The sequence below is a fragment of the Streptomyces sp. NPDC059785 genome (assembly GCF_042732375.1).
Classification (GTDB): domain Bacteria; phylum Actinomycetota; class Actinomycetes; order Streptomycetales; family Streptomycetaceae; genus Streptomyces.
Genome location: NZ_JBHWHV010000097.1, coordinates 1 through 24,150 on the forward strand (window position 1 = coordinate 1; position 24,150 = coordinate 24,150).

General features: G+C 71.6%; 20 protein-coding genes. 16 read left to right on the forward strand and 4 right to left on the reverse strand.

Annotated features, from left to right (window positions below):
* Nucleotides 1-64: 64 nt before the first annotated feature.
* The 4 genes from ACFV6E_RS40690 to ACFV6E_RS40705 all read right to left on the reverse strand — a co-directional run bounded on the left by ACFV6E_RS40690 (nucleotide 65) and on the right by ACFV6E_RS40705 (nucleotide 5,660).
* A complete protein-coding gene (locus tag ACFV6E_RS40690) occupies nucleotides 65-2,467 on the reverse strand; it encodes a DUF3488 and DUF4129 domain-containing transglutaminase family protein (protein WP_385468686.1) in 2,403 nt (800 codons plus the stop codon).
* Nucleotides 2,464-3,825 carry a DUF58 domain-containing protein gene (locus ACFV6E_RS40695; RefSeq protein WP_385468688.1) on the reverse strand — a complete coding sequence of 454 codons (1,362 nt, stop codon included), beginning with the start codon at nucleotides 3,823-3,825 and terminating at the stop codon, nucleotides 2,464-2,466. The genes ACFV6E_RS40690 and ACFV6E_RS40695 overlap by 4 nt, the downstream gene beginning before the upstream one ends.
* Nucleotides 3,825-4,865 carry an AAA family ATPase gene (locus tag ACFV6E_RS40700; protein ID WP_385172169.1) on the reverse strand — a complete coding sequence of 347 codons (1,041 nt, stop codon included), beginning with the start codon at nucleotides 4,863-4,865 and terminating at the stop codon, nucleotides 3,825-3,827. Before ACFV6E_RS40700 ends, ACFV6E_RS40695 begins: the two co-directional genes overlap by 1 nt.
* 246 nt (nucleotides 4,866-5,111) lie before the next feature.
* Nucleotides 5,112-5,660, reverse strand: coding sequence for a beta-class carbonic anhydrase (locus ACFV6E_RS40705; protein ID WP_385172171.1), 549 nt, complete (start codon nucleotides 5,658-5,660; stop codon nucleotides 5,112-5,114).
* A gap of 441 nt (nucleotides 5,661-6,101) precedes the next feature.
* On the opposite strand from ACFV6E_RS40705, the gene rsmH reads away from it, so the two are divergent.
* The 16 genes from rsmH to ACFV6E_RS40785 all read left to right on the forward strand — a co-directional run bounded on the left by rsmH (nucleotide 6,102) and on the right by ACFV6E_RS40785 (nucleotide 24,035).
* Nucleotides 6,102-7,058 (forward strand): 16S rRNA (cytosine(1402)-N(4))-methyltransferase RsmH, encoded by a 957-nt coding sequence (rsmH, locus tag ACFV6E_RS40710; protein WP_385172173.1) that lies wholly within the window; start codon nucleotides 6,102-6,104, stop codon nucleotides 7,056-7,058.
* A gap of 127 nt (nucleotides 7,059-7,185) precedes the next feature.
* On the forward strand, nucleotides 7,186-7,797 hold the full coding sequence (locus ACFV6E_RS40715; RefSeq protein WP_385172175.1) for a septum formation initiator family protein: 612 nt from the start codon (nucleotides 7,186-7,188) through the stop codon (nucleotides 7,795-7,797).
* Nucleotides 7,798-7,802: 5 nt separating this feature from the next.
* Nucleotides 7,803-9,755 (forward strand): peptidoglycan D,D-transpeptidase FtsI family protein, encoded by a 1,953-nt coding sequence (locus ACFV6E_RS40720; RefSeq protein WP_385468691.1) that lies wholly within the window; start codon nucleotides 7,803-7,805, stop codon nucleotides 9,753-9,755.
* Between the two features lie 182 nt (nucleotides 9,756-9,937).
* Nucleotides 9,938-11,458, forward strand: a complete 1,521-nt coding sequence (locus tag ACFV6E_RS40725) for a UDP-N-acetylmuramoyl-L-alanyl-D-glutamate--2,6-diaminopimelate ligase (protein WP_385172180.1) — start codon at nucleotides 9,938-9,940, stop codon at nucleotides 11,456-11,458.
* 4 nt (nucleotides 11,459-11,462) lie between these two features.
* Nucleotides 11,463-12,869: a UDP-N-acetylmuramoyl-tripeptide--D-alanyl-D-alanine ligase gene (gene murF, locus ACFV6E_RS40730; protein ID WP_385172183.1), complete on the forward strand. Its 1,407-nt coding sequence runs from the start codon at nucleotides 11,463-11,465 to the stop codon at nucleotides 12,867-12,869.
* Nucleotides 12,866-13,939 (forward strand): phospho-N-acetylmuramoyl-pentapeptide-transferase, encoded by a 1,074-nt coding sequence (gene mraY, locus ACFV6E_RS40735; protein WP_385172186.1) that lies wholly within the window; start codon nucleotides 12,866-12,868, stop codon nucleotides 13,937-13,939. The genes murF and mraY overlap by 4 nt, the downstream gene beginning before the upstream one ends.
* The gene (gene murD, locus ACFV6E_RS40740; protein WP_385468694.1) at nucleotides 13,936-15,351 is read left to right on the forward strand and encodes a UDP-N-acetylmuramoyl-L-alanine--D-glutamate ligase; all 1,416 of its coding nucleotides are present in this window, start codon (nucleotides 13,936-13,938) and stop codon (nucleotides 15,349-15,351) included. Before mraY ends, murD begins: the two co-directional genes overlap by 4 nt.
* Nucleotides 15,352-15,417: 66 nt before the next feature.
* Entirely contained in the window at nucleotides 15,418-16,806 is a 1,389-nt protein-coding gene (gene ftsW / locus ACFV6E_RS40745; protein WP_385172192.1) for a putative lipid II flippase FtsW, read from the forward strand.
* Nucleotides 16,807-16,812: 6 nt separating this feature from the next.
* A complete protein-coding gene (gene murG / locus ACFV6E_RS40750) occupies nucleotides 16,813-17,901 on the forward strand; it encodes an undecaprenyldiphospho-muramoylpentapeptide beta-N-acetylglucosaminyltransferase (RefSeq protein ID WP_385172195.1) in 1,089 nt (362 codons plus the stop codon).
* A gap of 24 nt (nucleotides 17,902-17,925) precedes the next feature.
* Nucleotides 17,926-18,747: a cell division protein FtsQ/DivIB gene (locus tag ACFV6E_RS40755; RefSeq protein ID WP_385468697.1), complete on the forward strand. Its 822-nt coding sequence runs from the start codon at nucleotides 17,926-17,928 to the stop codon at nucleotides 18,745-18,747.
* A gap of 275 nt (nucleotides 18,748-19,022) precedes the next feature.
* Nucleotides 19,023-20,231, forward strand: a complete 1,209-nt coding sequence (ftsZ, locus tag ACFV6E_RS40760; RefSeq protein ID WP_385172201.1) for a cell division protein FtsZ — start codon at nucleotides 19,023-19,025, stop codon at nucleotides 20,229-20,231.
* Nucleotides 20,228-20,965, forward strand: a complete 738-nt coding sequence (pgeF, locus tag ACFV6E_RS40765) for a peptidoglycan editing factor PgeF (RefSeq protein ID WP_385468700.1) — start codon at nucleotides 20,228-20,230, stop codon at nucleotides 20,963-20,965. The genes ftsZ and pgeF overlap by 4 nt, the downstream gene beginning before the upstream one ends.
* Before the next feature lie 6 nt (nucleotides 20,966-20,971).
* On the forward strand, nucleotides 20,972-21,691 hold the full coding sequence (locus tag ACFV6E_RS40770; protein WP_385172205.1) for a YggS family pyridoxal phosphate-dependent enzyme: 720 nt from the start codon (nucleotides 20,972-20,974) through the stop codon (nucleotides 21,689-21,691).
* Nucleotides 21,692-21,820: 129 nt separating this feature from the next.
* On the forward strand, nucleotides 21,821-22,462 hold the full coding sequence (locus tag ACFV6E_RS40775; protein ID WP_385172208.1) for a cell division protein SepF: 642 nt from the start codon (nucleotides 21,821-21,823) through the stop codon (nucleotides 22,460-22,462).
* A 51-nt stretch (nucleotides 22,463-22,513) separates the two neighbouring features.
* A complete protein-coding gene (locus ACFV6E_RS40780; RefSeq protein WP_385172211.1) occupies nucleotides 22,514-22,804 on the forward strand; it encodes a YggT family protein in 291 nt (96 codons plus the stop codon).
* A 52-nt stretch (nucleotides 22,805-22,856) separates the two neighbouring features.
* Entirely contained in the window at nucleotides 22,857-24,035 is a 1,179-nt protein-coding gene (locus tag ACFV6E_RS40785) for a DivIVA domain-containing protein (protein WP_385172213.1), read from the forward strand.
* Nucleotides 24,036-24,150: the final 115 nt, after the last annotated feature.

A 24,150-nucleotide genomic window follows, 5' to 3' on the forward strand; every position in this document is an offset into this window, starting at 1 on the left:
GGGTGGGTGTGTGCGCTTCCCGTCCGGGGCCGAGGAAGCCGGCCCCGGACGGGAAGCGGTGACGTCAGCCGCTCTGCCGTGACGGGCGCGACGGCCGCGGCAGGCGTCGTAGCAGTGCCTTCCGGCGGGCGGACAGGGCGGTCACCAGGGTCGTCCAGCGGGCCGCCGCCGCCCAGAGGATCCGGACGGCCGAGCGCGGAAGCAGCAGCGCGCGGAGCCGGGCCGGACCGCCGACCGACGCGGCCAGCGCCTCGGCGACCCGGTGGGCGTCCGCCGCCAGCCCCGTCGTCGGACGTGGCCGCGGTGCGTAGAGGACCTGCTCCACGGCCGCCGCCAGCCGGTGCACGGCCGCCTCGGCGGGCGGATCCAGCCGGCCCAGGCGGACGATCCGCCCGGCGGCCTTCCGCGGTGTCTGTGACTCGTCCGGCGCGATCCCGTAGTCCCAGGCCGTATCGGTCACCTCCTGCCAGACGGCCAGGGTGTGGGCCGCGGGGCCCGCGTCCGTGCGGCCGTGCGGCCCGAGCCGTACGGCGCGGACCCGCAGGCGCCACATCATCGGCAGGAACGGGATCGCCAGGACGACGAGCACGCCAAGCACGATCAGCACCGCTTTCAGCGAGAAGCCGCCGTCGTCGGAGTCGACCGCGATCTGTGCCGGGTCGCTCGGGCACCCGTCCAGCTTCTTCTGCTCGACCGTGCAGCTCTCGCTCGCCGACGGCGCGGCGGACGGGGCCGAGGACGCGGCGTCCGACGGCCTCGGTACGGCGGGGACGTCGGTGCCCGCGCTGTCCGGCTGCGTGTACTCCGGCGTCGTGCCCCGGTTCGGGGTCGGCTCGAAGCGGGTCCAGCCCACGCCCTCGAAGTACAGCTCGGGCCAGGCGTGCGCGTCCCGCAGCCCGACCGACATCGAACCGTCCGACTGGGGCGAGCCGGGCGTGAAGCCCACCGCGACCCGGGCGGGTATGCCCAGCGTGCGGGCCATCGCCGCCATCGCGAAGGAGAAGTGGACGCAGAAGCCCTCCTTGTCCTTCAGGAAGCGGGCGATCGCGGCGGAGCCGCTGCCGACCTGCACCTGTGTGTCGTAGGTGAACCCGCCGCTCACCGCGAACCAGTCCTGGAGCTTGACCGCCCGCTCGTAGTCGTTCGCGGAGCCCTCGGTGACTTCCAGCGCCTTCTGCGCCACCTCGGGCGGCAGCGACTCCGGGACCTCGGTGAACTCCCGCCGCAGCGCCTCCGGCGCCTCCGGGGCGTTCGCCAGCTGGTCCGCGGTGGGCTGCACGATCAGGCTCGTGACGTCGTACTGCGCGCCCCGGGTGTTCTGGCCGTGGTCGCCGACCAGGGTGCGGCCCAGCGGTTCGTAGCGCCAGTTGCCCTCGATGCTCACCTTGCTGGCCGGGTAGGGCATGGGCAGCCAGTCCTGGGCGTACCAGTCGGCCGCCGAGATCCGGGTGCGGATCTCCGTGCGCCGGACGTCCGAGCCCAGACCGATGGGGTCGGGGAAGGTGTCGGGTACCGCCTGGATGTGCCGCTGGGCCGGCTTCCAGGCCGTACCGTCGAACTCGTCCAGGGAGACGATCCGCAGATACAGCTCCTGGGTGTCCTCGGTGGTCGTGCGGTACGACATGACCTGGCGGTCCTGGTTCACGTTCAGGCTGTCGCGGAGCGAGACCAGCGGGTTGACCGCGGAGATCGTGCCGCCGTCGCCGCTGCCCGAGCCGACGCCCGCGCCCGCCCCGTCCAGCAGCCCGCTGCTCAGCGTGGGCAGCCCGTACGGCACCAGGGCGGCGACGACCACCGCGACCGCGCCGATCCGCCGGCCGGTGCGGACCGGGGCGCTCGGCCCGTCGCCCGCGTCCCTGCCCGGGGTGCGGGGCGCGCCGCCGAAGACCCGGCCCCACTGGGAGAGCCGGTCGCGGCCCTCCGCCAGGAGCAGGATCAGATATCCGGCCGCCGCGGGCAGGAAGTACCAGTCCGCGGCGCCGCCGGAGAGCCCGGCCGCGACCGAGTACAGCGCGAGCAGCGGCAGGCCCGCCGGGGCCGCGCTGCGGTACGTCACCGCCAGCGCGTCCACCGCGAGACCGATCAGCAGGACCCCGCCGACCAGCATCAGCCTGATGCCGTCGGACAGCGGCGCCGGTATCGCGTAGCGGCCGACGTCCTCCCCGCCGGTCTGCAGCAGTTGACCGAGGTGGTGGAAGGCTTGGGGCCCGGGGATCATCCCGGCGACGGCCTGCTCGCGGGCGAACCGCAGGGTCAGCAGCAGCAGGGCCGCCAGCGCCTGCACGGCCACCGTCAGCGGCCGGGCCAGCGGGACCCGCCGGGCCAGCATGCCCACCCCGGTCACCAGCGCGAGCAGCAGCGCCGCCTGGAGGATCCAGGTCGCCGGGGAGACGAGCGGCAGCAGGGCGCAGGCCGCCAGCAGCGTCGCCGCGTACGAGCACAGCGCCAGTCGCGTGCCCCCGCTCATGAGCCACCACCCCCGGTCCGTCCGCCGGCCGCCGCGGCACCCGTGCGCTGCCGGTCCGCCTCCTGCCACAGGTCGGCGAAGACGGCGCCGCGCGGCACCTCGACGGCGGTCCAGCCCGCCTCCCGCAGCATGCGCAGCCGGTCCCCGCTCCCGTCCGACGGGCCGGGGACGTCCGACGCCTCCCGCACCCACGTCTCGCTGTCCAGCAGGAAGGCGACGGCGCCGCCGCTGCGCTGGCGCATCTTGGCGAGCACCGTCGCCTGCTCCTCGTCCAGGTCGCCGAGAAAGGCGACCAGCAGTCCCTCGTTCCCGCCGCGGAGCACGTCGTAGGCCCGGGACAGGCCGGTCCCGTCGGAGTGGTCGACGACCGCGAGCGTGTCCATCATCAGGCCCGCCGCGTCGGCCGACTCCTGGCTCGCGCCCGCGTAGCCGTCGGTGCCCTCGCCCGGTACCGAACTGCCCGTGTCCGTCAACAGCCGGACGGAGAAGCCCCGTTCCAGCATGTGCACCAGGGTGGAGGCGGTGCCCGACACGGCCCACTCGAAGGCCGAGTCGGGGCCCGCGCCGAGGAACGCGCCGCCGCGCGTGTCGAGCAGCACCGTGCAGCGGGCGCGCTGCGGCTGCTCCTCGCGGCGCACCATCAGCTCGCCGTAGCGCGCGGTGAGCCGCCAGTGCACCCGGCGCAGGTCGTCGCCGTGCCGGTACCCGCGGGGTATCACGTCGTCCTCGCCCGCCAGCGCGAGCGAGCGCTGCCGCCCGTCGCCGTACCCCTTCGCCTCGCCGCTCAGCCGCACCGGCGGCAGCGGCTCCACGCGCGGGATCACCGTCAGGGTGTCGTACGTGGAGAAGGACCGGGTCAGCTCGCACATCCCGAACGGGTCGGTGAGGCGCAGCTGCAAGGGGCCCAGCGGGTAGCGGCCGCGCAGGTCCGAGCGGACCCGGTAGGACACCTCGCGGCGGCCGCCCGCCTCGACCCGGTCCAGCACGAACCGGGGCCGGGGCCCGAGCACGTACGGCACCCGGTCCTGGAGCATCAGCAGGCCGGTGGGCAACCGGGAGACGTTGTCCATCCGCAGGTGGACGCGGGCCTCGGAGCCGGCGGGCACGCGCGCGGGGGAGAGCCGGCGGCTGCCCGCGACCCGGTACCGCGTGCGGTACAGCACGGTCGCGCAGATCAGCGGCAGCACGGCGAGCAGCAGGCCGACCCGGAGCAGATCGACCTGGCCCAGCACGTACGCGCAGACGGCGGCGGCGATTCCGGCGGCCAGGAAGGAGCGTCCGCGGGTGGTGAGCCCGGCGAGCGCCGTGCGGACGCCGCCCCGCTGCTCCTCCGCTTGCCCCGTCCCCCCTGACGTCATCACAGCCTCCGCGGCGGCTGCTGGTCGAAGGCGGGCGCGCCACGGCCCACGCCGTAGCCGCCGCTCTGCGGCGGGTGCGCCGCCGGTACCGCGGTGCGCTGCACAATCTCCTGCACGACCTGCTCGGACGTACGCCGGTTGAGCTGGGCCTGGGCCGTCGGCAGCAGCCGGTGGGCCAGCACCGCCACGGCGAGCGCCTGGACGTCGTCAGGCAGCGCGTAGTCCCGGCCGGCCAGCGCGGCCGAGGCCTTCGCGGCGCGCAGCAGATGCAGCGTGGCCCGTGGCGAGGCACCGAGTCTGAGGTCCGGGTGGGTGCGGGTGGCGGCCACGAGGTCCACCGCGTAGCGCCGGACCGGGTCCGCGACGTGCACCGTGCGCACCGCGTCGATGAGCTTCACGATCTCGTGCGCGTGCGCCACCGGCTGGAGGTCGTCCAGCGGGGAGACGCCGCCGTGCACGTCCAGCATCTGGAGCTCGGCCTCGGGGCTGGGGTAGCCGATGGAGACCCGGGCCATGAAGCGGTCGCGCTGCGCCTCGGGCAGCGGATACGTGCCCTCCATCTCGACCGGGTTCTGGGTGGCCACGACCATGAACGGGCTCGGCAGCTCGTACGTCGTCCCGTCGATGGTGACCTGGCGCTCCTCCATCGATTCGAGCAGCGCCGACTGCGTCTTGGGCGAGGCGCGGTTGATCTCGTCGCCGATCACGATCTGCGAGAAGATCGCGCCCGGCTTGAACTCGAAGTCCCGGCGCTGCTGGTCCCAGATGGACACACCGGTGATGTCCGAGGGCAGCAGGTCGGGCGTGAACTGGATGCGCCGCACCGAGCAGTCGATGGACCGCGCCAGCGCCTTGGCCAGCATGGTCTTGCCGACGCCGGGGACGTCCTCGATGAGGAGATGTCCCTCGGCGAGCAGTACGGTCAGCGAAAGCCGTACGACCTCGGGCTTGCCCTCGATCACTCCCTCCACCGAACCGCGGACCCGCTCCACGGTGGCGGTCAGGTCATTAAGGGTCGCTCGATCGTCATAGGTCGTCACCCGGCCCTCCTCGGCCCTTTCTCGGGCCGACGCTCATGGATGCGGACCGGCCCTCCCCGAAACACGGACACCACGCGGGAAAAGTTCCGCGTGACGCCTTCCCCGCATTCTTGTTGCCGTTACCGGTTCGTGTCACTCGCCTGTGGACAACTGGCCGCGCTATGTCAGGTCTTGCGGCTTTTCAGGCGAAGCGGCGCCCGCTTTTCGATCCGGGCGGGCGCCGCACGCGGCTTCCGGCACCCCGCCTCAGGCGGGGTCGATCTCCCGCAGCAGTCCGGTCTTCACGTCGAAGACAAAACCGCGCACGTCGTCGGTGTGCAGCAGGAACGGCGAGGTCCGCACCCGCTGGATCGACTGGCGTACGTCCTGGTCGACGTCGCGGAAGGACTCCACGGCCCAGGACGGGCGCTGGCCGACCTCCATCTCCAGGTCGTGCCGGAACTCCTCGGTGAGGGACTCCAGGCCGCAGCCGGTGTGGTGGATGAGGGCGACGCTGCGGGTGCCCAGCGCCCGCTGGCTGATGGTGAGGGAGCGGATCACGTCGTCGGTGACCACGCCGCCCGCGTTGCGGATGGTGTGGCAGTCGCCGAGCTGGAGGCCGAGCGCGGCGTGCAGGTCGAGCCGGGCGTCCATGCAGGCGACCACGGCGACTCGCAGGACGGGACGGGCGTCCATCCCCGGGTCGCTGAACGCGGCGGCGTACGTCTGGTTCGCGTCGACCAGCCGGTCGGTGACGGTGCCCTCGGCGGTTATGGCGCCCGCGGACTCGGCGGGGACGGATGCGGAAGTCGTCATACCCATGACGGTACTGGTCAAGGGCGGCGCGGTCCTGCTGTGGGGCAGGACAAAGAACGCCGTCGTGGCTTGTTGTGACGTAACCCACACGGTCCGTGGCGGTCCCGCCGAACGGGGGAATCCGTCTCATTCGCGCCTTACCGGGTGCCCGGTCCGCGACGCGCATGCCGGTTGATTGACCGCGAGACACCGTGGACTAAAGTGACGCGAAGCGGGAGGCGAGGCTCTCCCTGCTGGATTTCCACTCCGAAAGACCCCGGCGATCCTCCGGTGTCTTTCCGCGTACGTGGCGCGTACGTACGGCCCGGCCTCCACCCGCTCCCGGTCGGCCGGCGCTTCCGGCGCCGGCGAAGCTCCCTTCCACCGGACCCGGCCGGCGTCGGACCGCGGCGGGCGGGGACCCGTCGGTGCGTACGGCCGCGCCGGACCTGAGAGGGCCCCTTGAGCAACAGTCGACACGTCCCGGTCATGCTCCAGCGGTGCCTGGACATGCTGGCGCCCGCCCTGGAGCGGCCGGGGGCCGTCGTCGTCGACTGCACCCTCGGCCTCGGCGGCCACAGCGAGGCCCTGCTGACCCGCTTCCCCGAGGTGCGGCTCGTCGCCCTCGACCGCGACAAGGAGGCGCTGCGCCTGTCCGGCGAGCGGCTCGCCCCCTTCGGCGAGCGGGCCACCCTGGTGCACGCCGTCTACGACGAACTGCCCGAGGTGCTGAGCCGCCTCGGCGTCCCGCGCGTCCAGGGCGTCCTGTTCGACCTCGGTGTCTCCTCCATGCAGCTCGACGAGGCGGACCGCGGGTTCGCGTACGCCCAGGACGCACCGCTCGACATGCGCATGGACCAGACGACCGGGATCAGCGCGGCGGAGGTGCTCAACACCTATCCGGCGGGCGAACTGGTACGCATCCTGCGGGCGTACGGCGAGGAGAAGCAGGCCAAGCGGATCGTGTCGGCCGTGGTCCGCGCGCGCGAGAAGGAGCCCTTCGACCACAGCGCACGGCTGGTCGAGCTCATCCGCGACGCGCTGCCCCAGGCCGCCAAGCGCACCGGCGGCAATCCGGCCAAGCGCACCTTCCAGGCGCTGCGTATCGAGGTCAACGGCGAACTGACGGTCCTGGAGCGGGCGGTCCCGGCGGCCGTCCGGGCGCTCGCCGTCGACGGCCGGATCGCCGTCCTGTCGTACCACTCACTGGAGGACCGGCTGGTCAAGCAGGTGTTCGCGGCCGGGGCCGCCTCCACCGCGCCGCCCGGTCTGCCGGTCGTGCCCGAGCGCTACCAGCCCCGGCTCAAGCTGCTCACCCGGGGTGCCGAACTTCCCACCGAGGAGGAGATCGCCGAGAACCGGCGAGCGGCGCCCGCGCGGCTGCGGGGCGCGCAGCGCGTCCGGGAGGAAGCGGAGTGAGCCGCGAGGAGGGGGCCGAGTGAGGCACTCGAAGGGGGAGCGTGGGTGAGCCGGAACCGCAAACTCACCGGCCGGGTCCGTGCATTCGGGCCCATGGGCCGGGAACTCGAACGCGCCGGGAGGGGCCGTGGCCAGCAAACCTCAGCTTAGGGGCCGGGCCGCCCGGCTCGCGCGGCTCTTCCCCGCCCAGCGCGGGCAGGCCGCCCGCACCCCCTTCGTCCTGCTGGTCGTCGTGCTGCTCGGCGGCGGCCTGATCGGGCTCCTCGTGCTGAACTCCGCACTCAGCGAAGGGTCGTTCCAGCTCGACGACCTCCAGAAGGGCACCAAGAACCTCACGGACGAGGAGCAGGAGCTCCAGCGGGACGTGGACTCCTACTCGGCGCCCGACGCCCTGCGCGAGCGCGCCCGCGAGCTGGGCATGGTCCCAGGCGGCGACCCGGCGTTCCTGAACCCGGACGGCACGGTCGAGGGAAGCCCCGGACCGGCGGCCGAGAAGTCCTCCGCCCTCACCACCGTGGTGCCGCCCGAGATGCTCGCCCCCGCGCCGGGCCTCCCGGCCGTGCCGCCCGCAATCTCGCCGACGCCGCTCGTGCCGCCGGGCCAGGTCCCGCCCGCCGGCACCCCGGCCGCCCCCTCCGCCGCGGCGTCGCCCACCGCGTGGCCCGCCACCCCCGCACCGTTCGCACAGCCCACGCAGCCCGCGCTGCCCGCCCAGCCCCCGACCGACCCCGGCAGGTGACGGAAGTGTCCGACAGGCAACCGCCGCGCCGCCGCGTGCCCGGCCCCGCCAGGCCCGTACGCCCCAGCGGCGGCCGGCGTCCGGGGCCAGGCGCCCGCCCCGCCCGCCGCCCGGGCGGCCCGCGGCCGAACGCCCCCCGCGTCATCCGGCTCGGCAGCCCGCGCCCCCGGCTGCGCCTGGTCAGCCTCGCGCTGACCCTGGTGATGGTCGCCTTCGTGGTGCGGCTGCTCCAGGTGCAGGCCGTGGACGCGGGCGCCTACACCGCGAAGGCCGAGCAGAACCGGTACGTCGGCCGCACCCTGGCCGCCGAGCGCGGCGGCATCACCGACCGCAACGGCGTCACGCTGGCGTCGAGCGTCGACGCGTACGACATCACGGCCGACCCCACGCTGTTCACGGCGAAGGCCACCAAGGTGGCGGACGCGCCCGAGCAGGCCGCGGCGCTGCTCGCGCCCATCCTGGGGCAGAGCGTGGACAGCGTCGCCGGGAAGCTGCGCACCGAGAACACCCGCTACACCCTGCTGGCGCACCGCCAGACCCCGCAGGTCTGGAACCAGATCAAGGATCTGAAGAACACCCTCGCGGCCAAGGCGGAGACCGACCCGGGCACCGCCGACGTCCTGGGCGGCGTCCTCGCGGTCCCGGCCAGCAAGCGCGTGTACCCCAACGGCGACCTGGCCGCCGGGATACTGGGCTGGGTCAACGCCGACGGCAAGGGCGGCGGCGGCATCGAGCAGCAGCTGAACAAGCAGCTCGCCGGCACCGACGGGAAGATCCGTTACGCCCAGTCCGGCGGCCGTCAGGTGCCGACCGCGGGGTCCACCGAGACGCCCGCCGTGGCCGGCTCCGACGTCGAGCTGACCATAGACCGCGACATCCAGTGGGCCGCCCAGAACGCCATCACCGAGCAGGTGGAGAAGTCCAAGGCCGACCGCGGCTACGTGATAGTGCAGGACACGCAGACCGGCGAGATCCTGGCGATGGCGAACGCGCCCGGCTTCGACCCGAACGACCTGTCCTCGGCCGACTCGGACGCCCTGGGCAACGCGGCCCTCCAGGACGCCTTCGAGCCCGGCTCCACCGCCAAGGTCATGTCGATGGCCGCCGTACTGGAGGAGAACGTCGCCACGCCCGCCACCCACGTGGTGGTGCCCAACCGGCTGCACCGCGGCGACCGGCTCTTCCAGGACGACATCGACCACGCGACCTGGAACCTGACGCTCAACGGCGTCCTCGCCAAGTCCAGCAACATCGGCACCATCCTGGCCACCGGCCAGCTCGGCAAGACGCAGCAGGAGGCCAACCAGGTCCTCTACTCGTACCTGCGCAAGTTCGGCATCGGCAGCGCCACCGGGCTCGGCTTCCCCGGTGAGACCAACGGCATCCTCGCGCCCGCCGGGGACTGGTCGACGTCGCAGCAGTACACGATTCCTTTCGGCCAGGGTGTGTCGATCAACGCGATGCAGGCGGCCTCCGTCTACTCGACGATCGCCAACGGCGGCGTCCGCGTGGAACCCACGCTGGTGCGCGGCACGAAGGACGCCGACGGACGCTTCACCCCCGCCGCCAAGGCCAAGAAGACCCGGGTCGTCAGCGAGAAGACCGCGAAGACGCTGGCCCAGATGCTGGAGTCGGTCGTCGACGACGAGGAGGGCACCGGCACCAAGGCCCGCATCCCCGGCTACCGGGTCGCGGGCAAGACCGGTACGGCCAACCGTGTGGATCCGGCCACCGGCAAGTACCACGGCTACACCTCCTCGTTCGCCGGGTTCGCGCCCGCGGACAAGCCCCGGATCACCGTCTACTGCGCGATCCAGAACGCCACCGAGGGCAGCTACTTCGGCGGTCAGATCTGCGGTCCCATCTACAAGGACGTGATGGAGTTCGCGCTCAAGACCCTTCAGGTGCCGCCGACCGGGGCCGAGGCCGCCAGACTCCCCGTCTCCTTCGACCCCTGAACCAAGCGACCCCCAGCACCACTCGAGAAGCGACCAGGAACCAGCTCGTGACCACGATCACTCCCGACCACGGGAACCATGGCTCGTCCAACCCCTCACTTCGCTCCGGCGGGGGTGTGCCCGGTACGCTCACCGCCGTGCCACACGCTGATCAGTCCCAAACCACCCAGAAGGGCGTTCCTGTGACGTATCCGGGGCCGCCTCGACCGGTTCACGTCTCCGCCACCACCCTCGCGGAGCTCGCCGATCAGCTGGGAGCCACCCGGCCGGACTCGACCGCGGAGGTCACGGGCATCACCCACGACTCCCGCGCGGTCAGGCCGGGCGATATCTACGCCGCGCTGCCGGGCGCCCGGATGCACGGCGCCGACTTCGTGACCCAGGCCGCCGGACTCGGCGCCGCGGCGGTGCTGACCGACCCGACGGGCGCCGAGCGCGCCGCAGCCACGGGTCTGCCGCTCCTCGTGGTCGACGACCCGCGCGCGCGGATGGGCGAACTGGCCGCCACCATCTACGGCCACCCCGGGCGCGGCCTGTTGCAGATCGGCATCACCGGCACCTCCGGCAAGACCACCACCGCGTACCTGGTCGAGGGCGGTCTGAAGACGGTCCGCTCCACCGGTCTGATCGGCACGGTCGAGATGCGCATCGGCGAGGAGCGCATCAAGTCGGAGCGCACCACCCCCGAAGCCACCGATCTCCAGGCGCTGTTCGCGGTGATGCGCGAGCGCGGCGTCGAGGCGGTCGCCATGGAGGTCTCCAGTCACGCGCTGGTCCTCGGCCGGGTCGACGGCTGCGTCTTCGACATCGCGGTGTTCACCAATCTGAGCCCGGAACACATGGAGTTCCACTCGGACATGGAGGACTACTTCCAGGCCAAGGCGCAGCTCTTCACCCAGCGGCGCAGCAGGCTCGGTGTGGTCAACCTCGACGACGAGTACGGGCGCAGGCTCGTCAAGGAGGCCGGCGTCCCGGTCGTCACGTTCTCCGCCGAGGGGCACCCCGACGCCGACTGGCGCGCCGAGGACGTCGAGGTCGGTCCGATGGACTCCACGTTCACCGCGATCGGCCCCGAGGGACAGCGGATCACCGCCAAGTCGCCGCTCGCCGGGCCCTTCAACGTGGCGAACACCCTCGCCGCGATCGTCGCGCTCGCCGCGGCCGGGATCGATCCGCAGGGCGCCGCCGACGGCATCGCCGCCGTGCCGGGCGTCCCGGGCCGCCTCGAGCGCGTGGACGCCGGGCAGCCGTATCTGGCTGTCGTGGACTACGCGCACAAGACGGACGCCGTCGAATCGGTCCTGCGCGCCCTGCGCAAGGTCACCGAGGGGCACCTGCACATCGTCCTCGGCTGCGGCGGCGACCGGGACAGGACCAAGCGGATGCCGATGGGCGCCGCCGCGGCGCGGCTCGCCGACACCGCCGTACTGACCTCGGACAACCCCCGCTCGGAAGATCCCCTCGCGATCCTCGCCACGATGCTCGCGGGCGCCGCCGACGTGCCCGCGCACCACCGCGGCGAGGTGCAGGTCTTCGAGGACCGGGCCGCCGCCATCGCCGCGGCCGTCGCCCGCGCCCGGCCCGGCGACACGGTGCTGGTCGCGGGCAAAGGCCACGAGCAGGGCCAGGACATCGCCGGCGTGGTCCGTCCCTTCGACGACCGCCAGGTGCTTCGCGAAGCTATCCAGAAGACCCAGGGATGAACTTGTGATCGCCCTCTCCCTCGCCGAGATCGCAGCAGTCGTCGGCGGGCAGACGCACGACATACCGGATCCGGCGGTACAGGTGACCGGACCCGTCGTCAGGGACTCCCGTGAGGTGGAGTCAGGCAGCCTCTTCGTCGCCTTCGCCGGCGAGCGCGTGGACGGCCACGACTTCGCCGCACAGGTCGTCGAGGCGGGCGCGGTGGCCGTCCTGGCCTCCCGGCCGGTCGGCGTGCCCGCGATCGTCGTCGAGGACGTGCAGACGGCCCTCGGCGCCCTCGCGCGCCACGTCGTCGAACGGCTGGGCGCGACGCTCGTGGCGCTCACCGGCTCCGCGGGCAAGACCAGCACCAAGGACCTGATCGCCCAGGTGCTGCGGAGCAAGGCGCCCACGGTCTTCACGCCCGGCTCCCTCAACAACGAGATCGGGCTGCCGCTGACCGCGCTCAGCGCCACCGAGGAGACGAAATTCCTCGTCCTGGAGATGGGCGCGCGGGGCGTCGGCCACATCCGGTACCTGACGAGCCTGACCCCGCCGCGGATCGGTCTCGTGCTGAACGTCGGCACCGCGCACATCGGCGAGTTCGGCGGCCGCGAGCAGATCGCGCAGGCCAAGGGCGAGCTCGTGGAGAGCCTTCCGGAGGACGGCGCGGCGATCCTGAACGCCGACGATCCGCTCGTCCGCGCCATGGCGTCGCGCACGAAGGCCCGGGTCGTCCTCTTCGGAGAGTCAGACGAAGCGGACGTACGCGCCGAGAACGTCCGTCTCACGGCCACCGGACAGCCCGCCTTCAGCCTTCACACACCCTCCGGGTGCAGTGACGTGACCATGCGCCTGTACGGTGAGCACCACGTGTCGAACGCGCTCGCCGCGGCCGCCGTCGCCCATGAGCTGGGCATGTCCGCAGACGAGATCGCCCGTGCGCTCTCCGAGGCGGGCTCCCTCTCCCGCTGGCGGATGGAGGTCACCGAGCGCCCGGACGGCGTGACGGTCGTCAACGACGCCTACAACGCGAACCCCGAGTCCATGCGAGCCGCCCTGCGCGCGCTCGTGGCCATGGGCCGGGGGAGGCGGACCTGGGCGGTGCTCGGCCAGATGGCCGAGCTCGGGGACGAGGCGCTCGCCGAGCACGACGCGGTCGGGCGGCTCGCCGTCCGGCTCAACGTCAGCAAGCTCGTCGCGGTCGGGGGCAGGGAAGCGTCCTGGCTCCAACTGGGCGCATATAACGAGGGTTCGTGGGGTGAGGAGTCGGTGCACGTGTCCGACGCACAGGCGGCGGTCGACCTGTTGCGCAGCGAGTTGCGCCCGGGGGACGTCGTGCTCGTGAAGGCGTCCCGTTCGGTCGGGCTGGAGCGGGTCGCGCAGGCGCTGCTCGAGACCGGTGCCGAGGGTGAGGTCGCAGCCCGATGATGAAGCAGATCCTGTTCGCGGGAGTCATTGGTCTCTTTCTGAGCCTGGTCGGCACCCCGCTGCTGATCAAGCTCCTGGCCCGCAAGGGCTACGGGCAGTACATCCGGGACGACGGCCCGCGCGAGCACCACAGCAAGCGCGGTACGCCGACCATGGGTGGTATCGCCTTCATCCTGGCGACGATCATCGCGTACTTCCTGAGCAAGGTGATCACGGGCTACACGCCGACCTTCTCGGGTCTGCTGGTGCTCGGCCTGATGAGCGGGATGGGCCTGGTCGGCTTCCTCGACGACTACATCAAGATCGTCAAGCGGCGTTCGCTCGGTCTGCGGGCCAAGGCGAAGATGGCGGGCCAGCTCATCGGCGGTATCGGATTCGCGGTCCTCGCGCTCCAGTTCCCCGACGCGCGCGGCCAGACGCCGGCCTCCACCAAGCTCTCCTTCGTGCAGGACTTCGGCTGGACCATCGGCCCGGTGCTGTTCGTGATCTGGGCACTGTTCATGATCCTCGCCATGTCGAACGGCGTGAACCTGACGGACGGTCTGGACGGTCTGGCCACCGGCGCGGCGACCATGGTCTTCGGTGCCTACACCTTCATCGGTGTCTGGCAGTTCCAGGAGTCCTGCGCCAACTCGACCACCCTGACCAACCCGTCCGCCTGTTACGAGGTACGAGATCCGCTCGACCTCGCGGTGGTCGCCGCGGCCCTGATGGGCGCCTGCTTCGGCTTCCTGTGGTGGAACACCTCGCCCGCGAAGATCTTCATGGGCGACACCGGTTCGCTGGCCCTGGGCGGCGCGCTGGCCGGTCTCGCCATCTGCTCCCGCACGGAGCTCCTGGTCGCCCTGCTCGGCGGCCTCTTCGTCCTGATCACCATGTCGGTGGTCATCCAGGTCGGTTCCTTCCGGCTCACCGGCAAGCGCGTCTTCCGCATGGCGCCACTCCAGCACCACTTCGAACTCAAGGGGTGGTCCGAGGTCCTTGTGGTGGTCCGCTTCTGGATCATCCAGGGCATGTGCGTGATCGTCGGCCTGGGCCTCTTCTACGCGGGATGGGCAGCCAAGAAATGACCGACTGGCAGGGTAAGAACGTCACCGTCGCCGGGCTCGGCGTCTCCGGTATCCCGGCGGCCCGCGTCCTCAGCGGCCTCGGCGCGCACGTCACGGTCGTCAACGACGGCGACGACGAACGCTCCCGGGCGCAGGCCGCCGAGCTGGAGGCGCTCGGCGTCACCGTGCGCCTCGGTGACGGGGCGACCCTGCCCGAGGGCACCGAACTGGTCGTCACCACCCCCGGCTGGAAGCCGGACAAGCCGCTGTTCGCCGCGGCCGCCGAGGCGGGCGTCCCCGTCTGGGGCGACGTCGAACTCGCCTGGCGGCTGCGCGGAACCCCCGCGGGAAAACCAGCCGCGCCCTGGCTCGCGGTCACCGGCACCAACGGCAAGACCACGACCGTGCGGATGCTCGCCTCGATCCTCCGGGCGGCCGGACTGCGCACCGCGGCCGTCGGCAACATCGGCGTCTCGCTGCTGGACGTGGTCCTCGGCGACGAGCCGTACGACGTGCTCGCCGTTGAGCTCTCCAGCTACCAGCTGCACTGGGCGCCCAGCCTGCGCGCGCACAGCGCGGCCGTGCTGAACCTGGCGCCCGACCACCTCGACTGGCACGGCTCCATGGAGGCGTACGCCGCCGACAAGGGCCGTATCTACGAGGGCAATCGCGTCGCCTGCGTCTACAACGCGGCCGACAAGGCCACCGAGGACCTGGTGCGCGAGGCCGACGTGGAGGAGGGCTGCCGGGCGATCGGTTTCACGCTCGGCACGCCGGGACCGTCCCAACTCGGTGTGGTCGACGGCATCCTGGTCGACCGGGCCTTCGTCGAGAACCGGCAGAAGAACGCGCAGGAGCTGGCCGAGGTCTCCGACGTGAATCCGCCGGCCCCGCACAACATCGCCAACGCCCTCGCGGCGGCGGCCCTCGCCCGCGCCTACGGGGTGCCCGCGGCGGCCGTGCGCGACGGACTGCGCGCCTTCCGCCCGGACGCCCACCGCATCGAGCACGTCGCCGACGTGGACGGGGTCGCCTACGTCGACGACTCCAAGGCGACCAACACCCACGCCGCGCAGGCGTCGTTGGCGGCGTACGGGTCGATCGTGTGGATCGCGGGCGGCCTCGCCAAGGGCGCGACCTTCGACGAGCTGGTCGCCGGGGCGGCGCCGCGGCTCAAGGGCGCCGTGCTGATGGGCGCGGACCGGGAGCTGATCCGGCAAGCGCTGGCGCGACACGCGCCGGAAGTACCGGTGGTCGACCTGGACCGGACGGACACTGGTGCGATGCTCGCGGCGGTCCGGGAAGCCCGGCGGCTCGCCGGGCCAGGGGATACGGTCCTGCTGGCCCCGGCCTGCGCTTCGATGGACATGTTCGCCAACTACAACAAGCGCGGTGACGCGTTCGCGGAGGCGGTTCGCGGACTCGGCGCCTGACCCGGCCGCCTGCCGGGCGACCTTGGGAGGGACGACGCGTGACACCGTTGTGGCCCGGAGACGCCGATGCCCAGTAGCCGTACCGGCCGCCCTCCCGTACAGCGGGCCGCCAGACGCCCCGCCGCGCCGCGCTCCGGGAGCGCCCGCGGCTCTCAGGGCTCCGGGGGCTCCCGGGGCGAGAACCCGCTGCGCGGCTTCTACCAGCGCGCCCGCCGGGCCTGGGACCGGCCGCTGACCGCCTACTATCTGATCTTCGGCAGCAGCCTGCTGATCACCGTGCTCGGCCTGGTGATGGTCTACTCGGCCTCGATGATCACGGCGCTGCAACTGTCGCTGCCCGGTTCGTACTTCTTCCGCAAGCAGTTCCTCGCGGCGGCGATCGGCGCCGCTCTGCTGCTGGCCGCCTCGCGGATGCCCATCAAGCTGCACCGGGCGCTGGCCTACCCGATACTGGCCGGCTCCGTCTTCCTGATGATCCTGGTGCAGATCCCGGGGATAGGGATGGCGGTCAACGGCAACCAGAACTGGATCTCCATCGGCGGCCCCTTCCAGCTCCAGCCGAGCGAGTTCGGCAAGCTGGCGCTCGTGCTGTGGGGCGCCGATCTGCTCGCCCGCAAGCAGGACAAGCGGCTGCTGACCCAGTGGAAGCACATGCTGGTGCCGCTGGTCCCGGTGGCGTTCATGCTGCTGGGGCTGATCATGCTCGGCGGCGACATGGGTACGGCGATCATCCTGACCGCGATCCTCTTCGGGCTGCTCTGGCTGGCCGGGGCGCCGACCCGGCTGTTCGCGGGCGTACTCTCGGTGGCCGCGCTGATCGGCATCGTGCTCATCAAGACCAGCCCCAACCGGATGGCCCGGCTGGCCTGCATCGGCGCCACCGAACCGGGGCCGAACGACTCCTGCTGGCAGGCCGTGCACGGCATCTACGCGCTCGCCTCCGGCGGACTCTTCGGCTCCGGACTGGGCGCGAGCGTGGAGAAATGGGGTCAACTGCCCGAAGCGCACACCGACTTCATTTTCGCCATCACCGGGGAGGAACTGGGTCTGGCAGGGACGCTGTCGGTACTCGCCCTCTTCGCGGCTCTAGGCTATGCGGGTATCCGCGTGGCCGGACGCACGGAGGACCCCTTCGTGAGGTATGCCGCGGGAGGCGTGACCACCTGGATCACGGCACAGGCCGTGATCAACATCGGTGCGGTGCTCGGTCTGCTGCCGATCGCCGGAGTCCCGCTCCCGCTGTTCTCCTACGGAGGGTCTGCCCTGCTGCCGACCATGTTCGCCATCGGGCTGCTGATCGCCTTCGCACGCGACGAGCCCGCTGCGCGGGCGGCGCTTGCCATGCGGCAACCCCGCTTTGGTAGAAAGCGTGCTGCGGTCAGAGGCTCGTCAGGGCCTCGGAGATGGAACACGATGCGACGGCGCGCCACGGCGCGTTCGTCCGGAGAGCGGTGAATTTCGGTGCATGTCGTACTCGCCGGTGGGGGGACCGCCGGCCACATCGAGCCCGCGCTCGCCCTCGCGGACGCCCTGCGCAGGCAGGACCCGACCGTGGGGATCACGGCCCTGGGCACGGAGCGCGGACTGGAGACCCGGCTGGTACCCGAGCGGGGTTACGAACTCGCGCTGATCCCCGCCGTGCCGCTGCCACGCAAGCCCACCCCCGAGCTGATCACCGTCCCCGGGCGGCTGCGCGGCACGATCAAGGCCGCCGAGCAGATCCTGGAACGCACCAAGGCGGACGCCGTCGTCGGCTTCGGCGGCTACGTCGCGCTGCCCGGCTACCTCGCGGCCAAGCGGCTCGGCGTGCCCATCGTCATCCACGAGGCCAACGCCCGCCCCGGCCTGGCCAACAAGATCGGCTCGCGGTACGCGGCCCGGGTCGCCGTCTCCACCCCGGACAGCAAGCTGCGCGACTCCCGCTACATCGGCATCCCGCTGCGCCGCTCCATCGCCACCCTCGACCGGGCCGCCGTCCGCCCCGAGGCCCGCGCCGCCTTCGGGCTCGACCCCGCGCTGCCGACCCTGCTGGTCTCCGGCGGCTCGCAGGGCGCGCGCCGGCTCAACGAGGTGGTCCAGCAGGTCGCGCCCTACCTCCAGCAGGCCGGAATCCAGATCCTGCACGCGGTCGGCCCGAAGAACGAACTGCCGCAGGTCCATCAGATGCCCGGGATGCCCCCCTACATCCCGGTACCGTACGTGGACCGGATGGACCTCGCGTACGCCGCGGCCGACATGATGCTCTGCCGCGCGGGCGCGATGACCGTCGCCGAACTCTCCGCCGTCGGACTGCCGGCCGCCTACGTCCCGCTGCCCATCGGCAACGGCGAACAGCGGCTCAACGCCCAGCCGGTGGTCAAGGCCGGCGGCGGCCTGCTGGTCGACGACGCGGAACTGACGCCCGAGTGGATCCAGGCGAACATCCTGCCCGTGCTCGCCGACCCGCACCGGCTGTACGAGATGTCCCGCGCCGCCAGCGAGTTCGGCCGCCGGGACGCCGACGACCTGCTCGTCGGCATGGTGTACGAGGCGATCGCTTCGCGCCGTTAGCGCGCGGGCAGAAGGCAGGGGATTGTGGCCGGACCCACCACCGCCGAGCGCGGTGAACGGCGGAAAGCGGAGTCCGGCCCGCCCCGGCCGCCCCTTCTCAGGCGGCTGCCCCGCCTTCGTACGCTCATCATCCTTATCGTCGGCGTGATGTTGGCGGGCGGTGCCGCGGCCTGGGTCCTGTACCTCTCGCCGTGGCTGCGCGTCGAGGAGGTGCCCGTCTCCGGGGTGGACGTCCTGACGGAGCGGGAGGTGCGCGAGGCGGCCGACGTACCGGTCGGATCGCCCCTGATGTCGGTCGACACCGCGGCGATCGAAGCGCGTTTGCGCCAAAAATTGCCCCGAATTGACTCGGTTGATGTCGTCCGGTCCTGGCCTCACGGAGTCGCCCTCGACGTCACCGAGCGAACTCCGGTTCTCATTGTCGAGGATGACGGCAATGACGAAAGCGGCGAAAACGACAAACAAGACGGCAAGTTCGTTGAAGTGGACGACGACGGGGTCCGTTTCGCCACCGTTCCGAAACGCCCCGAGGGCGTGCCGCTGCTGGAATTGACGGTCTCTCACGAGGCGGGCCTGCGCCGCTTCCCGGCCGACCGGCTGGTGCGCGAGGCGGTGCGGGTGGCCGGTGACATTCCGGCCGCCGTCGCCCGTGACACCCGTACCCTCAGGGTCCGTTCGTACGACTCGATCGTGCTGGAGCTCAGCGGTGGCCGCACCGTCACTTGGGGGAGTGGCGAGAAGGGGCGCGCTAAGGCGACAACCCTCACCGCTCTCATGAAAGCATCCCCCAAGGCCCGCGACTTCGATGTGAGCGTCCCCACCGCACCTGCGTCATCGGGGAGTTGACGCACATCAGCGCAGGCCAGCACCCTGGTTGGGCGCCACTATGGCTGATCACATAGGGTGAAAAGAAAAACGGGAGGTTCGGCGTGTTCGTTGTACGGGCGCCACTTGTCGACTTAGTGTCCTGTTCGGAAGAGTCCAGGGAACAGGCACACTGGTAACCCTAAACTTCAGCGTTAGGGTTCGGGTCGGCGTTCGGACCGTCCCATTCGGCATCAGTCGTCGGATCGCCTGACAGCGAGGCGGCGACACGTAACTCGAGGCGAGAGGCCTTCGACGTGGCAGCACCGCAGAACTACCTCGCAGTCATCAAAGTCATCGGTGTCGGCGGCGGTGGTGTCAATGCCATCAACCGGATGATCGAGGTCGGTCTCAAGGGCGTCGAGTTCATCGCCATCAACACCGACGCGCAAGCTCTGTTGATGAGCGACGCCGACGTCAAGCTGGACGTCGGCCGTGAACTCACCCGCGGACTCGGCGCCGGAGCCAACCCGGCCGTCGGCCGCAAGGCCGCCGAGGACCACCGCGAGGAGATCGAGGAGGTCCTCAAGGGGGCCGACATGGTCTTCGTCACCGCCGGTGAGGGCGGCGGCACCGGTACCGGCGGCGCACCCGTCGTGGCCAACATCGCCCGCTCGCTCGGCGCGCTCACCATCGGTGTGGTCACCCGCCCGTTCACTTTCGAGGGACGGCGCCGGGCCAACCAGGCCGAGGACGGCATCGCGGAGCTGCGCGAAGAGGTCGACACCCTCATCGTCATCCCGAACGACCGGCTGCTGTCCATCTCGGACCGCCAGGTCTCCGTCCTGGACGCCTTCAAGTCGGCCGACCAGGTCCTGCTCTCCGGTGTGCAGGGCATCACCGACCTCATCACCACGCCGGGTCTGATCAACCTGGACTTCGCCGACGTCAAGTCCGTCATGTCCGAGGCCGGTTCGGCGCTCATGGGCATCGGCTCCGCGCGCGGCGACGACCGCGCGGTGGCCGCGGCCGAGATGGCGATCTCCTCACCGCTACTCGAAGCCTCCATCGACGGCGCCCGCGGTGTGCTGCTGTCCATCTCCGGCGGCTCCGACCTCGGCCTGTTCGAGATCAACGAGGCCGCCCAGCTGGTCAGCGAGGCCGCCCACCCCGAGGCCAACATCATCTTCGGTGCCGTCATCGACGACGCGCTCGGCGACGAGGTGCGCGTCACCGTCATCGCGGCCGGCTTCGACGGCGGCCAGCCGCCGTCCAAGCGGGACACGGTGCTCGGTTCGTCCTCGGCCAAGCGCGAGGAGCCCGCGCCGTCCCGCCCTGCCTCCTCCGCGTCCGCCGAGAGCCGCCCGTCCTTCGGCTCGCTCGGCAGCGTCACGCCGAAGGAGGCGCCGGAGCCCGCTCCGGAGCCCGCCTCGAACGACCTGCCCGTCTCCCCGCCGGTCCCGCCGTCGCGCAGCTACTCCGACAGCGCGGCCGAAGAGCTGGACGTGCCGGACTTCCTGAAGTGATAGGACAGCGCTCCACCACAAGCACAGCGAGCGGCGCGCATTTCGCCTTCACCGACCGGTGGGGCGGGGTGAGCGCCGCTCCGTACGAGCAGCTCAACCTCGGCGGCGCCGTCGGCGACGACCCCGCCGCCGTCCGCGCCAACCGTGAACTGGCCGCCGGGGCCCTGGGCCTCGACCCCGCCCGGGTGGTCTGGATGAATCAGGTGCACGGCCCGGACGTGGCCGTGGTCCACGGGCCCTGGGGCGAGCGCCCCGTGCCCGAGGTCGACGCGGTCGTCACCGCCGAACGCGGACTCGCCCTCGCCGTCCTCACCGCCGACTGCACCCCGGTGCTGCTCGCCGACCCCGTTGCCGGGGTCGTCGCCGCGGCCCACGCGGGGCGGCCCGGCATGGTTGCCGGGGTCGTACCCGCCGCGGTCAAGGCGATGACGGAGCTCGGCGCCGAACCGGCGCGGATCGTCGCCCGTACCGGACCCGCCGTCTGCGGCCGGTGCTACGAAGTGCCCGGCGCGATGCGGGCCGAGGTCGCCGCGGCCGAACCGGCGGCCTACGCCGAGACCTCCTGGGGAACCCCCGCCGTCGACGTGACCGCCGGGGTGCACGCGCAGCTCGAGCGGCTCGGGGTGTGCGACCGGGCGCAGTCGCCGGTGTGCACGCTGGAGTCGGCCGATCACTTCTCGTACCGTCGCGACCGCACCACCGGGCGGCTCGCGGGCTATGTCTGGCTGGACTGATGGGGCATGACGGACCGTAAGGCACAACTCGCCGAGAACCTGGCGAGAGTGGAAGAGCGCATCGGCGCGGCCTGCGCGGCCGCCGGGCGCGAGCGCGACGAGGTGACCCTGATCGTGGTCACCAAGACCTACCCCGCGAGCGATGTGCGGATCCTGTCCGGTCTCGGGGTGCGGCACGTCGCCGAGAACCGGGACCAGGACGCGGCGCCGAAGGCCGCCGCATGCGCGGATCTGCCCCTCACCTGGCACTTCGTCGGCCAGTTGCAGACCAATAAGGTCCGCTCCGTGGTCGGTTACGCCGATGTCGTGCAGTCCGTCGACCGGCCCAGGCTCGTCACGGCCCTGGCGAAGGAGGCGGAGCGGGCCGAGCGCGAACCGGCCTGTCTGATCCAGGTCGCGCTCGACGCGGAGGAGAGCGGCCGGGGCGAGCGCGGGGGCGTGGGCCCCGGCGGGGTGGCGGAACTGGCCGGTCTCGTCGCCGGCACCCCGGGGCTGAGGCTCGGCGGGCTGATGACGGTCGCCCCGCTCACCGGTCCGTACGCGGGGCGCGAACAGGCGGCGTTCGAGCGGCTGATGGATTTGTCGACTGACCTGCGCAGGGCTCATCCGGCTGCGAACATGGTCTCGGCAGGGATGAGTGCGGACCTCGAGCAGGCCGTCACGGCCGGAGCGACACATGTGCGCGTCGGCAGTGCGGTACTCGGAGTCCGCCCCAGGCTCGGGTAACGTCGCCAAGAAGTCGGACCACAGCAGAAAATATGGTCATTACCGCCAATAGCGGGCATAACGACCTCGTGGATCGCGGGCACTTGGCAAGTCGTCAGTTGATCCACCACAGAGCGGAGGACTCAGAGCATGGCCGGCGCGATGCGCAAGATGGCGGTCTACCTCGGCCTCGTGGAGGACGATGGGTACGACGGCAGGGGATTCGACCCCGACGACGACTTCGAGCCCGAGCTCGACCCGGAGCCCGAGCGGGACCGCAGGCGGCACGAGCCGTCGCACCAGCCGCATCAGGCGCATCAGTCCCAACGGGACGAACCGGTGCGAATGGTGCAGCCCCCGGTGCAGCGTGAGCCTGTCGGGCATGCCGCTTCGCTTCCCGCGGAATCGGGGCGCCCGGCGCGCATCGCCCCCGTGGCGTCCATCACACAAGAACGCCAGAGCCTTGAGAAGAATGCACCGGTGATCATGCCCAAGGTCGTGTCCGAGCGGGAGCCGTACCGCATCACCACGCTGCACCCGCGGACCTACAACGAGGCCCGTACCATCGGGGAACACTTCCGTGAGGGCACTCCGGTGATCATGAATCTGACCGAGATGGATGACACAGACGCGAAGCGACTTGTCGACTTTGCGGCCGGTTTGGTGTTTGGTCTTCACGGCAGCATCGAGCGAGTGACGCAGAAGGTGTTCCTGTTGTCGCCTGCTAACGTCGATGTCACGGCGGAGGACAAGGCCCGCATCGCAGAGGGCGGGTTCTTCAACCAGAGCTGAAGACGCAGGACCGGAAACGGAACGGGAACAGGGGAGAGGGACGCACGGATCATGGGCGTGGTTTGGCAGATTCTCTACGTCGCACTGATGTGTTTCCTGATCGTGCTGATCTTCCGGCTGGTCATGGACTACGTCTTCCAGTTCGCCCGCTCATGGCAACCCGGCAAGGCGATGGTGGTCGTTCTGGAGGCCACCTACACTGTCACCGATCCACCGCTCAAGCTGCTGCGGCGGTTCATCCCGCCGCTGCGTCTCGGGGGCGTGGCACTTGACCTGTCCTTCTTCGTACTGATGATCATCGTCTACATCTTGATCACTCTCGTGGGCAATCTCGCGAGGTGACTGTGGACGATACGGTCTTGCCGACTGCCGATGACTACGTTGAGGTGAAGAGATGCCGTTGACCCCCGAGGACGTGCGGAACAAGCAGTTCACGACCGTCCGCCTCCGAGAAGGCTATGACGAGGACGAGGTCGATGCCTTCCTCGATGAGGTCGAAGCCGAACTGACGCGCCTGCTGCGCGAGAACGAGGATCTGCGCGCCAAACTGGCCGCCGCCACGCGTGCCGCCGCGCAGAACCAGCAGCAGGGCATGCGCAAGCCGCCCGAGCAGCAGGACCAGCAGCAGGGCCCGCCCCAGGGTCCGCCGCAGGGCATGCGCGGTCCCGGCGCCCCGGTGCCCGCCGGCATATCGGGCCCGCCGCAGCAGCAGATGGGTGGCCCCATGGGTGGTCCGCCCCAGCTGCCGAGCGGTGCGCCGCAGCTGCCCGCGGGCCCCAGCGGCCAGGGCGGTCCGCAGGGCAACGGTCCGATGGGCCAGGGCCCGGGCCCGATGGGTCAGGGTCCGATGGGCCAGGGCCCCGGCCAGATGCAGCCGCAGATGCAGCAGCAGATGGGTGGCCCGATGGGCGGCCCCATGGGTGGTCCCATGGGCGGTCACGGTGGCCCGCAGATGCCGCAGCCCGGTCAGGGCCCCGGTGGCGACAGTGCCGCCCGGGTGCTCTCGCTGGCCCAGCAGACCGCCGACCAGGCGATCGCCGAGGCCCGGTCCGAGGCCAACAAGATCGTCGGCGAGGCCCGCAGCCGCGCCGAGGGTCTGGAGCGCGACGCCCGTGCCAAGGCCGACGCCCTGGAGCGGGACGCGCAGGAGAAGCACCGCGTCGCGATGGGCTCCCTGGAGTCCGCCCGCGCCACGCTGGAGCGCAAGGTCGAGGATCTGCGCGGCTTCGAGCGCGAGTACCGCACGCGGCTGAAGTCCTACCTGGAGTCCCAGCTGCGCCAGCTGGAGACGCAGGCGGACGACTCGCTGGCTCCGCCGCGGACCCCGGCGACCGCTTCGCTGCCGTCGTCGGCGCCCTCCATGGCACCGGCCGGCGCGAGCGCCCCGTCGTACGGGGGCGGTCAGGGCATGGGCGGCGCCCCGTCGCCGGCCGCTCCGTCCTACGGCGGTCAGCAGCAGATGTCGCCCGCGATGACCCAGCCGATGGCACCGGTGCGACCGCAGGGCCCGTCGCCGATGCAGCAGGCGCCGTCGCCGATGCGCGGTTTCCTGATCGACGAGGACGACAACTGACCGGGCGCTACGCGTGAGGCCGGCGAACGACGGCCTCTAGTACGCCTCAGGCATCGGCAGCGTTCAGGGCGGGGCCCCCGGGATCACCCGGGGGCCCCGCCCTTTCGCGTGCTCC